Genomic DNA, 14291 nt, shown 5'->3' with positions numbered 1-14291 from the left:
TAAAGTACAAAACCAAAGGATACAGCAAGGGAATAATAGACGAACTCAGGGAATGCGTCGACGGTTCTGCCTTTACAAGCGATGGGCATGATATTGATCTTTTAGAACGATGGAATTCGTTCCCGCCTAAAAAAACGGGGTGTGCATTGCATTTGTCTTTTAAAGAATATATTGAAATTTGCAGGATATTCAAAACCAAGGCAGTATGCAATTTGGCCAACATTCCATTCGGTATGACTTAGCAGCGCAACGGCTTCGGTGGCAATTCTTTTCAAAATATGCTCCGAAGTAGTCCGGCCCGTTACCTCTTTTACAGCATGATTGAGGTGATTTACATGCACAGAGAGTCGCTCAGCGAAATCATGTGGTGTTCTTAATTCAAGTATATGATCAGTGGAGCCTATCGGAAATTGCCTTTCAAGCAATTCTATAAACATAGATGTTAATCTGACGGCTGCATTGTTTTCCCTAACGTAAGTATCTGGTGGTTGAACCTTTAATGCCTCGTGAACAATTAATTGAATGTAATTGCGGATCATGTCATATTTATGAACATACATACTTTCCATTTCAGTCATCATCTTGGCAAATAGCTCCATGAAAATCTCTTCCTGATGCTGGTTAATGGAAATGATAGGGCAACCTTGAAGCTGCCATAACAATGACTCTCTGAGACTTTCGTTTCTGTTATGTATAAAGTTCTCGGTAAACAGACAGAAAAATCCAGCCTGGGTTTCTGAGGTTGCTTCCCAGGCATACGGAATATTAGGGTTGGTAAAAAGCAAGCCTCGTTCTTTCACAATAATTCGCTGATTTGGATAATGGAGTATTCCAGATCCCAGGATCAGCGAAATCTTATAATAATCCCTACGATTATATGGAGAGGGCTGGGCCGAACAATGCGTAGATCTTTTGAACACGCCAAAGTGCCCGACATTAGTAACAGTTTCAACACTGGGGATCGTAACATCGGGATTACGAATCTTTAGACGTTCATAAAAATCCTGAAGGCTTTCAATTTTATTCACAACATAAAGTTCTTCATTTTTATTCAGCATTGGCTATAACCTCCGTGTAAAATTATGGTTGTATGACTTGTCCAGACTGCATTTCTTCAGAAGGATTTGTTACCAGTTCATCGTCTGCTTTAAGATCTCCGAAAATTTCTATTCTATCATCTGCTTCCCGGCCTTTTTTTACTTCGATCTTTTCTATCTTATTGTTGTTGTTTTTTAGCACAAAGATACCTTCAGCTGTTTCCAGCAATGTTTTTTTAGGGACTACGAATGTGCTTGCATTGGCAGGAAGTRKAAKNTGAACTTCAGCTACCATGCCAGGTAATAATCTTTTTGAAGTGTTTGGAACATCCATTTCTATTTTTTCTGAACGAAGACGTAGGTCTAAAGCACCGGATAATCGTTTTACTTTGGCGGTAAAAACCTGATCTGGCATTGACTTTACTGTGAAGCTAATTTGATTCCCCTCCTTTAAATATCCTGTATATACTTCAGGAATAGAAATGGCTAAACGAAGATTTTTCTGTTCCTGCAGAGTAAGTAATGGAAATTCTGATCCCTTGCCAGATGGACCCACATAAGCACCTAAATTCACATTTCTGGCAGTAATAATGCCACTGAATGGCGCGCGGATTTCCAGATAATCTCTAATCGCGGCCACTTCTTTGTAGGCAGCTTTAGCTGCTTCAAATTGTGCCTGATCTGAATTTCTGCGCGCTACGGCCTGATCCAGGTCATTTTTTGAAATGGTGCCGGGGGTTTTACTGGTTTCATACAATCGCTCGTAATTCGCTTTGCTTGCAGTGTATAAAGCTTCCTGAGATTTGAGTCTCGATTGTGCGGCAGCCAGCTGAGAATTGGTTTCCGGTGCTTCCAGGGTCATTAGCAATTGACCTTTACTCACCTGCGAGCCGATATCTACCTTTAATGTTTTAATAAAGCTGCTTATTTTTGCGTACAGGTCAACTTGCTGGTAAGCACTTAGTTCTCCCGGTAGCTGCAGTGTGGTGGCTAGCTTATCTTTTTTAAGTTTAAAGGTAGCAATAGTAACTGCCTTTTCTTTTTTGTCTGCTTCTTTTTCTGCTTTGGCCGTACATCCGTTCATTATAGCCAATATGGCAATTCCTCCTGCCAGGGCTATTGTGTTTAGAAATAGGTTTGTTTTCATTTGTGAGTTAGTTTAAATGCCTTTATGTTATTMTKWCAANSCWWWRWTRTAATGKYTACNNKMTYYWTYYWYCGGNNSMAKTGAKWTASAKTGNNTGKRRWTKMMKWGMYYKGYWYYMWTGNCAWWTRCCAGNGGNNAWATTRTNNGWWYMGMAAYAGKTKNKGYKWTCANNWRYSWMMAMWWACYKMTYTSYMWASMSRMKARMCCTGGYMRSMKSMMTYGCCATGGCCAATGGCCATCGGTAGCATCCCGGCAACCATAGCCACACTGGTCATAATGATGGGTCTGATCCTCAGCGCTGCTGCTTCTTTTGCCGCGCTTACTGCATTTCCGCTGTGTTTACGTAAATGCTCCGCGTTTGTTATCAGAAGTACAGCATTAGCGATCGAAACCCCTACAGACATAATAATGCCCATGTAAGATTGAAGATTTAAAGTAGAACCGGTTATACTCAACAACAGCAAAGCTCCGAGTATAACAGCAGGTACTGCAGTTAAAATTACCAGTGGTACTTTAAAAGACTGGAAATTCGCCGATAACATCAGGAATATAACCACAATGGCTACAAGAAGTCCGGATTGTAAACTGCTTAAGGTCTCTGCAAGCACATTGATCATACCAACGGGTTTTACAATCAAACCCCTTGGCAGTTCACCCAAATCTTTAATCGCCTTATTTACATCTTTACTTGCGGAGCCCAGATCCATTTTGTTTAGGTTTGCGGTAACGGAAAGGTAGGGCATAGCACCAACGTTGTCATTTTCGCCATAAGTGGTATCTGTAGTAATGGTAGCTACATCGCTTAGTATGGGTCTGATGCTGTTTCTAAGCAAGGGGATTTCTCCAATATTTTCTTTAGTGTTCATCTGGTTAAAAGGAACCTGTACCTGAACGTTATAGGTTAAACCAATTTTCTCATCTACCCAGACATTTTTATCTGTATAACGGGAGGAAGAGGTTGAGGCTATCAACGATCTGGACACATCGCTCATGTCTACACCTAATTGAGCAGCTTTAATCCTGTCAATATTTACATTTAATGCAGGGTATTTGATAGACTGTGCAATTTGCACGTCACGCAAATAAGGAATCTCTTTCAGTTCAGCGAGTACCTTTCTTGCGTAAGTTTCATTTATCTTTTTATTCTTACCTGCTATGCGCACTTCAACAGGAGTGGGAGAACCCTGACTTAACACCTTATCTGTTAATTCTATTGGCTCAAAAGATAAACTGATATCGGGTTCAAGTCTTTTTACGTTCTTCCTTAATTCGTCTTTAAATTCTTCCATATCTGCATGATAATCTTTCAGTCCCACCTGAAAAACGGCTTCATGTGGCCCTGCCATGAATAAATAGATTGGGTTTACCGAGAATAAAGATGGATGCTGCCCTACGTATACTGAACTAATGGATAAATGGTCTTCTCCAACCATCCTTTTAATTTCCTTAAGGATCACCTGTACTTTTGCTTCAGTACGTTCCAGTCTGGTTCCTTCGGGAGCTTTCATTCTTAACTGAAACTGGCTGGAGTTTACTTTAGGTAAAACATCTCTTCCAATATTTGTGAGCAACAAGGCTGCCGCCACAATAACTACCAGCAAATAAACCAGCACTACAGGTTTACGATAACCCATAAGTCGATCCAAAAAACGCATAAAACGATTCCTAAATCTTTCAAAGAGGGAAATCTTGCCATCTTTGCTAAAATCTTCGCGCTCTACAAGGATTTTCTTTTGATTTAGCGTATCTTTTTCTGATTCCAGTCCTAGCCCGGTTTCGTTAAAAATAGCCTCATCATCTGTAATCTTTTTACTATGCTTCGGTGTTTTTTTAGGGTGTGCCACCATTAACCAATTGGCCATAATGGGTACAAAGGTTTGTGATAAAAAGAAGGAAACAATCATAGAGAAGCCAATTGCAAGTGCCAGTGGTAGGAACAGTGCTCCGGGAATGCCAGTCATAGTGAAAGCCGGTGCAAATACAGCAAGGATACACAACAGGATCAGTAATTTTGGAAAGGCGATTTCCTTACAGGCATCCCAAATGGCCAGAGCCTTGGGTTTACCCATATCAAAATGCTGGTGTATATTTTCTATCGTTACTGTTGATTCGTCGACCAGAATACCAATAGCTAACGCTAAACCACTTAAGGACATGATATTGATGGTTTGATCGAACAACTTCAGAAACAAAACACCCGCAATGATCGAAGTTGGTATGGTTAGAATTACAATCAGGGCCGCTCTTCTGTCGCCTAAAAATAGTAATACCATTAATCCGGTAAGAATTGCACCGATTGCACCTTCACTGATCAGACTTTTTACCGCATTGATTACATATACCGATTGGTCAAATTCATAAGACAGTTTTACATCCTCAGGCAGCGTGTTCTGAATCTGGGGCAAATTCTTTTTTAAGTTGCTAACCACATCCCATGTAGAGGCGTCGCCTGATTTGGCGATGCTTAAGTATACCGATCGTTTGCCATTAATTAAGGCGTAGCCCGCTGTAGCATCTGCTCCATCCTTCACTACAGCAACATCCCGCAGGTAAAGATTTTGTACACCTCCCTTAAATAATGGAATGTTCTCAAAATCTTTAACATTTTTGATGGTATAATTGGTTGGGGTCAGATAATTCTTGTCTCCTATACGAACATTCCCGGGAGGCGCCGTTTGGTTATTTACTTTAATGGCTTCAACTACCTGATCTACGGTTAAATTATGTGAACGCATTAATACCGGATCCACATTTATTTCAATTGTTCTTGGACTCCCACCAAAAGGCGCAGGTGCTAACAAGCCTGGGATAGAAGTAAATGAAGCACGAACATAGGTGTTGGCAATATCCTGCAATTCGTTGTTTGTTCTAATGGGACTGCTTAGCACAAGCTGACCTATTGGAAGGGATGAAGCATCAAAACGGATAATGAAGGGAGGCTGAGATCCCGGAGGAAAAATAGCCTGGGCACGATTGGATAGGGCACTGAGCTCGGAAGCTGCCTGTGCCATATTGGTTCCTTCGTAATAAGTGAGCTTCATTAACATCAGACCCTGAATATTTTTGGTTTCAATGGTTTTAATACCATTGGCARACAANMGRATNTKSASGNTATTGCYWRCMMMWRTRWKCKTSCWTCTGGGTTGGGGTGTAACCGCCAAAAGGGTGGGCAATATAGATCACCGGCAGGTTCATTTTAGGTAAAATATCTACCTTAATGGTGTTTACTGCACTAATGCCAAAAAAGAACAGCCCGGCAACCAATACTAATATTGAGATAGGTTTTCTAAGCGCAAAGCGGATTAAATTCATGAATATCGTTAATTAAAATTCGTTGATGAAAAGGTTAAAATCTCCAAGTGCAGCAGATTTTAGCAATAATGCCTGCCACACATTGTTGTAGGCAATATCTCTGTCAGTTTCTGCGCGGTTAAGGGTATACAATGCCTGGGTAAGGTCTACTATTGTAGTTAATCCATTTTTATATAAAGTGCTTTTCTGAAGATAGGCGTCTGATGCAGCTTTAACCTGTATCGGTGCTTCGTTATAGTTGTCGATGGCATTTTTGAGTTTGGCATTAGCTAATGATAATTGAGCTTGTAATTGCTGGCCGACAAGTTCATATTCGTCTTGTAGTCCTTTACTTTGGAACTGTTGTGCCCTTACCTGAGGGCTGGTACGCAGTATGCTTGTTAAATTCCAAACTACACCAACACCCAAAAGATAGTTTCCTCTAGTTGGGTTTACTCCATCAAAATAACTTCCTGTAAAGGCTGTTTGGTTTTGAGCATATGTAGCGCTAAATCCGGTTCCTCTTCCCTGCATTACGCCAAAAAGAGAAAAGGTAGGAAAGTAGGATTTTCGGAAAAGGTTTACCTGCTCATTGCTCACATCCACCCTGTTTTTATAGAATCGCATCAGCGGATGATTTTTTTCATTCAACAAACTATCTGCATACATCTGTTGAGGAATCCTTGAAATAGAGGCCGTATCCAGTTCCATTTCTGTTGAGGTTACACCCATCAGTACACCTAAACGATTGGCCTGTTCCTGTTCCAGGTCTCTTGCCTTAGTGAGAGAGATTTTTGCACTGGAAACTTCCGCCTTAGCAAGTGAAGAATCTACACCGGCAATTAGCCCGTTGTGTGCCCTGATCACTGCTGTATTTTTAAAGGTGACTGCTCTTTCGAGATTTTTCTCCTGGGATTTAGCCAATCGTTGAGCAGCAAGTAGATTCAGGTAGGCTGCGGAGACTTTGATTTGCTGCTGAAACTTTTCCTGCGCCAGGTCGTTCTGGTCTCTTTGCAAGATCGTATTGGCTACTTTAACCCTTTCTTTGATCCTGCCAAAGGTGAAAAAATCCCAATTTATATTGGCAAGGTACAAGCCTCCGAAGGCCGCATTCCAGTTTTGTTTTTCAAATGCCGGTCCGCTTGACGCCACGCCTAGACCGCCCAGGCCATAAGATGGACCATTTTGTCCGTTAATGGTGCCATAGTCTTGTTGGGCCGATAAGCTTAGGTTTGGAAGGAAATCAGTTTTAGCTTGCTGGACGGAAGCTTGTGAGGCATTAACATAATGCTGTTTAGCTTTAATAGTCCCATAATTGGTTAAAGCGGTATTTACAGCATCTTTCAATTTTAGTGTTTGCGCTGATGATGTTTGGGAGCCAATAATTATAAAACTTAAGAAAAACAGAAAGTAAGGTAGGACTTTAGTCATAGTGTATTTATTACACGACAAATTTATTTTTCTACCCTGAGCTCAAAGTATGCGCGTCAAACGATTTATTATGAAATTCAAATAATTGCCCTTTTTTTCAATTAATGACTTTACCATTACATTGAGCATCTGGTTGGATTTAATGCAAAGTTTGAGGTATGATTCTTAAGAGCGACTCGCTGTTAAGGGGCTCTCGTCTTTCCTAGTCATCTTGCAGGATAGATCTCTTGTTTGAGCTTTTAAATTACAAGGTGTGGTCTCATGTTGTGAAAAACTATAAGAACACATGGAGCATTTTTTTCTTCAAATCATTCTTCTGAGTCATCTGTTTCGTATTGTCTGGCGGACTGAATAAGTCTTTTTTTAATTCTGGAAGCCAGGTTTCGAGGTGCCAGTACTTTCATGCATTCACCAAAGCCAAGAATTTCCCTTTCCAGCTCAAAGTTTAATACAACATCAATTCTAAAGATCAGACCGTCAGGATCCTCTTTCAAGACTTGCTGGCTATGATGCAATGGCTTAGTTAGTATATAGGGCGCATTTTGTTTATTTATTTTTAAGATGACCTTGTGCGGCCGATCCTTTTGAGATTTGGTTACCCCAAGCAGGTCTTCAAAATAACGATCAAAATCTACACCTTTATATTCAACATAGGGTTCATTTGGAAGTTCCTGAAATTCGATGATCCGATCAAGAGCGAGCGTCAACAATTGCGTTCCCTTTTTTGCCTTGACAATAATAAACCACCTATTTCTGTATTCTTTTAAAAGGTAGGGGAAATAAATAGTCTGACTGGCTTGTAATGCTTTAAAAGACCGGTAAACAATCAGTAATGATTTTTGCTGAAGAATAGCCTGATAAAGCGGGTTGATATATTCTAATCCACGCAGCTGCTTATTACTTTCAAACTGAATGTAGTTTTTACTGGGATTGGTGGATTTGTAAAGGTTGTTTTCCAGCTTGGCAATCATGTCGCTCATCTCATCAAAGTAATTAAAGCCATTAAACTGCTTAAGCACACCAACAATTTCTTTCATTTTATCTACGTCACCATCATTGATTGGAACCTTCGTAATGCTATAATCTAAAGCGCTATAACTGTAGAATTTCCTATCTGAAACCACGATGGGAGCGTTGTATCCCAACTTGTCACTACGCATCAATTGAATGTCAGCTTGAATAGTACGCTTGCTTACCCCAGAGGTAATCCCTTCGTAGTCGTATAGTCTGGAAGCTACTTTTTCAATGATATCATCCAGCGTCCATTTTCTAAACCTGTTTTTAAGGCATTCATCAATGGTTTTATATCGAATTAAGGCAAGTTTATTTACTGACATAACGCATTTAAGGGATTAATAAATCAAAATCGGTATTAGATAAAGATATGAAATGAAATTTACTACGCAATAGAATTGCGCAATTGAAATAGAAAAGCCGTAAAAATAAGAAAAGTATAAATTAATTGCACTGATTTACAGTGATATATGAATAATTAAAGATTTATTTTTTATTACGCAAATCTGCTGCGCAGTGCCTGATGCATCTTTGTAATGTCAACAATAAGACAGGTTCTTTGAAAAAGTAAACGTACGAAAGTACTTTAAGATATTCCCGGAAGGGAATGGTAATCGAAAGGATAAACATCCACAGTTGCGAGTCTCTAATGGCTCCATAGTATTGTGCTGTTCAGCAGCAATATTCTGATGTTTAAAATGGATGATTGTCCAATTTGTGTGTCGCAGGTTCGAATCCTGATCCTGGTCAGACAGGATAACTCAGGGGTAGAGTAACAAATCAATTGCAGGTTCGAATCCTGCCTCCAGAGTATGGAGTAGCAAAATGGTAATGCACCGGATTTAGGTCCAAAGTAGAACACTTTTCAAATGTTCCATTGTAAAAAGCACCAGGAAAGACATTCCGCTTTATGGAAATAACGCTCCATACCGTAAAGCAGTTTGATTTATGCTTTGCAGGTACAATATAGAAAGGCAGATTTTGCTGCAGCTATCGTTTCTTAAAAAGATCAAGATGCTCTCAACGTGCTCAGCACGTTCAACGAAATCTTTAAAGAATAGAATAACTGCTTTAAAAAGAAACCGAGTATCATTTGTACCTCCGTATAAAACAGATGAATGTCTTTTGAACGTGCTAATTAAAAAAAAATAACAGCAACGCAGGAAGGAGCAGATCAATAAAGCGGATATCTCTCCTTCCATGAGTCAGGAATAATTATAGCAACCCAAAAAAATAAAAAATATGAAAAGAGTAATGATTAATACCAATTTTGTGGGGTTGGTTTACAGAAGAAATGAATTTAAACGTGTATTGACTGCCGGAAACCATTGGTTGGGTTTTGGAGAATCGGTAATCACTTACGATATGGCAAAAACATTCATTGCCACAACAGAACTAAATATTCTGTTATTGAACAAAGATTTTGAAGCATTGGTAACTACCGTAGAGGTGGCAGACAATGAATTGGTACTGGTTTATCAAAATAAGAATTTCAAACAGGTATTGACTGCAGGAAAATATGCATTCTGGAAAGGTTTGAACAACTATTCGTTTGTTACCGTCAATTTGGACAATTACGAAATTGCAGCAGACATCGATAAAAATACGATAGAAAAGCCCCAGTTGGCAGGTTATATCAGAGTTTTCAAAGTAGAAAATTATGAGAAAGGCTTGCTGATGGTTGATGGGAATTTTGAAAAAGTGATGGAACCAGGTAATTACATATTCTGGAAGAACAGAACAGTAATCCAGGTTTTAAAGACAGATATGCGTCAATTGAACATGGAAATCATCGGACAGGAAATCCTGACCAAAGATAAAGCACAGATGCGTATCAATTTCAGCATGCAATACAAGGTTACTGAGTTGATGAAAGCTTTGTTGGAAAATAAAGAGTTTGACAAGCAATTGTATGTGAGCATTCAATTGGGTTTAAGGGAAATCGTTGGAAAAATGACTTTTGATGAACTCATGGAAAATAAAGAAAGGATCTCTGAAAGCATCTTGAACATTTGTGCAAATAAAGCTGAAGGTTTAGGGGTGAAATTGGTAGACTGTGGGGTAAAAGACATCGTATTACCAGGTGACATCAAGGAAATAATGAATCAGGTTTTAGTTGCCGAGAAAAGGGCACAAGCCAATTTAATCACACGCAGAGAGGAAACTGCGTCGACCAGAAGTTTGTTAAACACGGCAAAGTTAATGGAAGAAAATGCGATGCTCTACAAGTTGAAAGAAATGGAATATGTAGAAAAGATCGCAGAAAAGATCAACACGATCAGTTTGTCCGGAAGCGGGCAGATCGTTGATCAGTTGAAGCAAATATTTGTAAAATAGGTAAGGCCTTAGCCTTACCTTTAAAAGGACGAAAATGAAAAAAAAGATACTTAATCAATTGCAGGAAATAGAAAAAACACATCAGCTAAGGATACTTTATGCCTGTGAATCTGGAAGTAGGGGCTGGCAATTCCCATCTCCAGACAGTGATTTTGATGTGCGGTTTATGTATGTAAGGTCGGCGGATTTCTATTTATCTGTCGCAGAAAAACAAGATCACCTTGGATTTCCAATAAATGAGGAGCTTGACATCTATGGCTGGGACCTAAAAAAGGTTTTACAATTGACTGGAAAATCAAATACTACGCCTTTTGAATGGCTTCAATCTCCTACCGTTTATCAGGAGGTAGAAGGTTTTAGATCCGAACTATGGGCATTGAGTCAACATTTCTTTTCTCAGCGAATAAATGCTCATCACTACCTTGGCATAGGAAAAGCTGCGATGAGCACCATGGCCAACAACAACGAAATCAGCATAAAGAAATTATTTTACGTGCTACGTCCACTGCTTGCAGCAAAATGGTGCCTCGAGAAAAAAGGGATCGCACCAATGACGATAGATCCTTTGCTGGAATTAATGCCCCAAAACTTGCAAGATATCGTTAAGGATCTGGTTATATTTAAGACGAGAGCAGTTGAAGCTTTGGCGGTAAAAATCGACGAAGACTTGAAGAATTGGATCGAGAGGGAGTTGGAACTTTGCAGTAAGACAGTTAAAACGATAGAAAAAGCAAAATTCGATTTCGCTCTACTAGATACATTCTTTTTAAAAATGATCAAAGCTTATGACAATTAAAGAAATAAAGGATAAAGGATTACTAMYWKNTTGNGKGTATCAGTGGAAGTCGTGCTTATGGCCTTGCTGCTTCAAAATCAGATACTGATTTAAAGGGAGTGTTTTATTTGCCGCGCTCGGAATTTTATGGACTCAGCTATGTTCCTCAAGTTAGCAATGAAAGCAATGATGAGGTATATTATGAGCTAGGCAGATTTATGGATTTATTGATCAAGAGCAATCCTAACATCCTCGAAATGCTAGCTAGTCCGGTAGACTGCATACTGTACAAGCACCCCTTAATGGATAGGCTAAACATCAATATGTTTCTGTCAAAAACCTGTAAAGAGACCTTTGCTGGTTATGCAATAACACAAGTAAGAAAAGCAAAAGGCTTAAAAAAGAAAATCGTAAATCCGATGCCTCAAAAAAGAGATTCTGTATTAGATTTCTGTTATATGTTGGAAGGCTATACTTCGGTAGGCCTCAAATTCTGGCTAGAGAAAAGAAACTATAGACAGGAGCGATGTGGACTCGTGAGTATTCCCCATGCAAAGGGATTTTTTGCTCTATTTTATGATGCTGAAAGTAAATTTCATTATAAAGGGATAGCCGTAAACGAGGCTGCAAATGAAGTCTCGCTATCGTCTGTGCCAAGGGGAGAGCAGGAAATTGGCTACTTATCTTTCAATGCAGAAAGCTATTCGATGTACTGCAAAGAATTTAAGGAATATTGGGATTGGGTGGATAAGCGAAACGAAGATCGACATATGGACAACAAAGAGCATGGCAAAGACTATGATGCAAAAAACATGATGCATGCGATCAGGCTTCTTCAGGTTACGGAAGAGCTTCTGAAAACGGGAGAATTGCGTGTAAAACGACCAAACCGGGAAGAATTACTAGCTATCCGATCAGGAAAATTCGAATATAGTGCCTTGCTTGCTGAGTCTGAAGCGCTTATACAAAGAATAGATTTAGCCTACGAACAGACTATACTTCCTGAAACCATTGATCAACAGAAATTAGAAAACATCCTTATTGAAATGAGGAATGAACTTTATTAAAGAAATAATGACAACAAAAATAAACGGAAATGATCTGCTAGAAGCTGGTTATACGCCAGGAAAAATACTTGGTATTGCTTTAGCAACTGCAGCGCATTTACCAGAACTATCAATTAAAGAGGTTAAAGCTTTACTTAAAACAGTAAAAGACAATCCAGAGGACTTCCTAAATGATCAAATCATGAAAACCCTGGCAACAGAAATTATAGAAGAAAACAAGATTGAACCTGGGATCTCTTTAATGGAAGACGCTCTGCCTTATACTTTATATGGAGCTGAGCATATTGAGGAAGGTGCAAGGAAACAAATGAACATTGCGATGCGTCTACCGGTAACTGCTGCAGGTGCATTAATGCCCGATGCTCATCAAGGTTATGGCTTGCCAATCGGTGGTGTTTTAGCGACGCGTAATGCAATTATTCCATATGGTGTGGGCGTTGACATCGGTTGCCGAATGGCGCTCTCTATATTTGACATCTCGGCGGCTCACTTCCATGAAAATGAAGCGAAATTTAAAAGGGAACTTATTGCCCATACCAAGTTTGGTGCAGGACATGGATTTCACGGACGATACAAATCTGATCATGAAGTCTTAAGTAGGGATGAATTTAATTTAACACCTTTTATCAAGAACCTCCATGATAAAGCTTACTCACAATTGGGAAGCTCCGGAGGTGGAAACCATTTCGCGGAATGGGGGATTATTGAGTTTGAAAAAAGAGATGAGGTCTTGAATATTGATAAAGGTAGCTATCTGGCGCTGTTAACCCACTCCGGATCACGTGGATTCGGTGCAACACTAGCCGGCTATTACACCAAACTTGCTAAAGAAAACTGCAAATTACCTGTTGAAGCTGCTAATCTGGCTTACCTGGATTTAAATTCGGAAGCTGGTCAGGAATATTGGTTAGCGATGAATCTCGCTGGGGATTATGCTTCCGCCTGTCATGAAATCATCCATAACAAACTTAGCAAGGCAGTAGGTGCCGAAGTATTGGCCAAGGTTGAAAACCACCATAACTTTGCCTGGAAGGAAACCTGGAACGGCGAGGAAGTTATTGTTCATAGAAAAGGTGCTACACCAGCGGGCAAAGGTGTGATGGGAATTATTCCGGGCTCGATGACAGCCCCGGGCTTCCTGGTCAGAGGTAAAGGTATTTCTGATGCGATTAACTCAGCTTCACATGGTGCTGGTAGAAAAATGAGTCGTTCAAAGGCCATTAAAAGTATCACTAAAGATGAAATGAGGACTGTATTGAAAGATTATAACGTAACCTTAATCGGTGCAGGCTTAGATGAGGCTCCAATGGCTTACAAAGACATTAACTTGGTGATGGAAGCTCAAAAAGACCTGATTGATGTCCTCGCTAAATTCACGCCTAAAATGGTAAGAATGGCCGATGATGGTAGTCATGAGGATTAATAGAATGTTAATAGAAGTCGGATTGCTACATATAAGCCATGGAATCTTCAGTGGCTTATATAGTTTTAAACATGTTATAGAAGGAAGATTTATTCATCGTTATGACTATGTGGTGACCTGCACGCGACTGACCTATCCTTATATTTGGTTTTAAATCATCCAATCAATGAAGAAAATAGGATTTTTATCATTCGGACATTGGTCTGACCATCCCTCGTATCAAACTCGTAACGCCGGCGACACATTACTTCAATCCATAGACCTTGCTGTTGCCGCAGAAAAAATTGGTTTAGACGGTGCCTATTTTAGGGTGCATCATTTTGCACGGCAGCTGGCATCACCATTTCCGTTGCTTTCGGCCATTGGGGCAAAAACCAATAAGATAGAGATCGGGACGGGCGTGATAGATATGCGCTATGAAAACCCGCTGTATATGGTAGAAGATGCCGGTGCTGCGGATCTGATTTCGGGTGGTCGCTTGCAACTTGGTATTAGTAGGGGTTCGCCCGAGCAGGTCATCGAAGGCTGGCGTTACTTCGGTTATCAACCTGAACAGGGAGAAACCGATGCAGATATGGGCCGTAAAAAAGCCCTTGAGTTTTTGGATCGCTTAAAGGGTGACGGATTTGCTCAGCCAAATCCCAATCCTATGTTCCCGAACCCGCCGGGTCTGTTACGCCTGGAGCCACATTCCGAGGGTCTGCGGGAACGTATCTGGTGGGGAGCTGCCTCTAATGCAACTGCAGTTTGGGCTGCCGAGAATGGCATG

9 protein-coding genes and 1 pseudogene are annotated in these 14291 nt (G+C 40.1%); 5 read left to right on the top strand and 5 right to left on the bottom strand.

Annotation, left to right across the window (positions count from 1 at the left end):
- Positions 1 to 101: 101 nt before the first annotated feature.
- The 5 genes and pseudogenes from N824_RS16000 to N824_RS15980 all read right to left on the bottom strand — a co-directional run bounded on the left by N824_RS16000 (position 102) and on the right by N824_RS15980 (position 8243).
- Complete coding sequence (locus tag N824_RS16000; RefSeq protein WP_200869896.1) at positions 102 to 1058, bottom strand: AraC family transcriptional regulator; 957 nt, start codon at positions 1056 to 1058, stop codon at positions 102 to 104.
- 22 nt (positions 1059 to 1080) lie between these two features.
- Entirely contained in the window at positions 1081 to 2184 is a 1104-nt protein-coding gene (locus tag N824_RS15995) for an efflux RND transporter periplasmic adaptor subunit (RefSeq protein WP_048906159.1), read from the bottom strand.
- Positions 2185 to 2351: 167 nt separating this feature from the next.
- Positions 2352 to 5231 (bottom strand): annotated as a pseudogene (locus N824_RS15990) (efflux RND transporter permease subunit).
- Between the two features lie 277 nt (positions 5232 to 5508).
- Positions 5509 to 6906: a TolC family protein gene (locus tag N824_RS15985; protein WP_152542331.1), complete on the bottom strand. Its 1398-nt coding sequence runs from the start codon at positions 6904 to 6906 to the stop codon at positions 5509 to 5511.
- A gap of 308 nt (positions 6907 to 7214) precedes the next feature.
- A complete protein-coding gene (locus tag N824_RS15980) occupies positions 7215 to 8243 on the bottom strand; it encodes a YafY family protein (protein ID WP_048906158.1) in 1029 nt (342 codons plus the stop codon).
- A 919-nt stretch (positions 8244 to 9162) separates the two neighbouring features.
- Here N824_RS15980 and N824_RS34340 point away from each other — a divergent pair.
- From N824_RS34340 to N824_RS34335, 5 genes are all read left to right on the top strand, one after another.
- Positions 9163 to 10257, top strand: a complete 1095-nt coding sequence (locus N824_RS34340; RefSeq protein WP_048906157.1) for a slipin family protein — start codon at positions 9163 to 9165, stop codon at positions 10255 to 10257.
- Between the two features lie 34 nt (positions 10258 to 10291).
- Positions 10292 to 11053: a nucleotidyltransferase domain-containing protein gene (locus N824_RS15970; protein ID WP_048906156.1), complete on the top strand. Its 762-nt coding sequence runs from the start codon at positions 10292 to 10294 to the stop codon at positions 11051 to 11053.
- Positions 11054 to 11151: 98 nt separating this feature from the next.
- Positions 11152 to 12099: a DNA polymerase beta superfamily protein gene (locus N824_RS15965; RefSeq protein WP_235207148.1), complete on the top strand. Its 948-nt coding sequence runs from the start codon at positions 11152 to 11154 to the stop codon at positions 12097 to 12099.
- Positions 12100 to 12106: 7 nt separating this feature from the next.
- Complete coding sequence (locus tag N824_RS15960; RefSeq protein ID WP_084498360.1) at positions 12107 to 13522, top strand: RtcB family protein; 1416 nt, start codon at positions 12107 to 12109, stop codon at positions 13520 to 13522.
- A gap of 166 nt (positions 13523 to 13688) precedes the next feature.
- Positions 13689 to 14291: LLM class flavin-dependent oxidoreductase (locus tag N824_RS34335; RefSeq protein ID WP_048906207.1), on the top strand; the 603-nt coding region annotated here is incomplete at its 3' end.

It is taken from the genome of Pedobacter sp. V48 (genome assembly GCF_000523515.1).
GTDB lineage: Bacteria > Bacteroidota > Bacteroidia > Sphingobacteriales > Sphingobacteriaceae > Pedobacter.
Note: the sequence above shows the minus strand (reverse complement) of the source record. Positions and strands in the feature narration are given on the sequence as shown.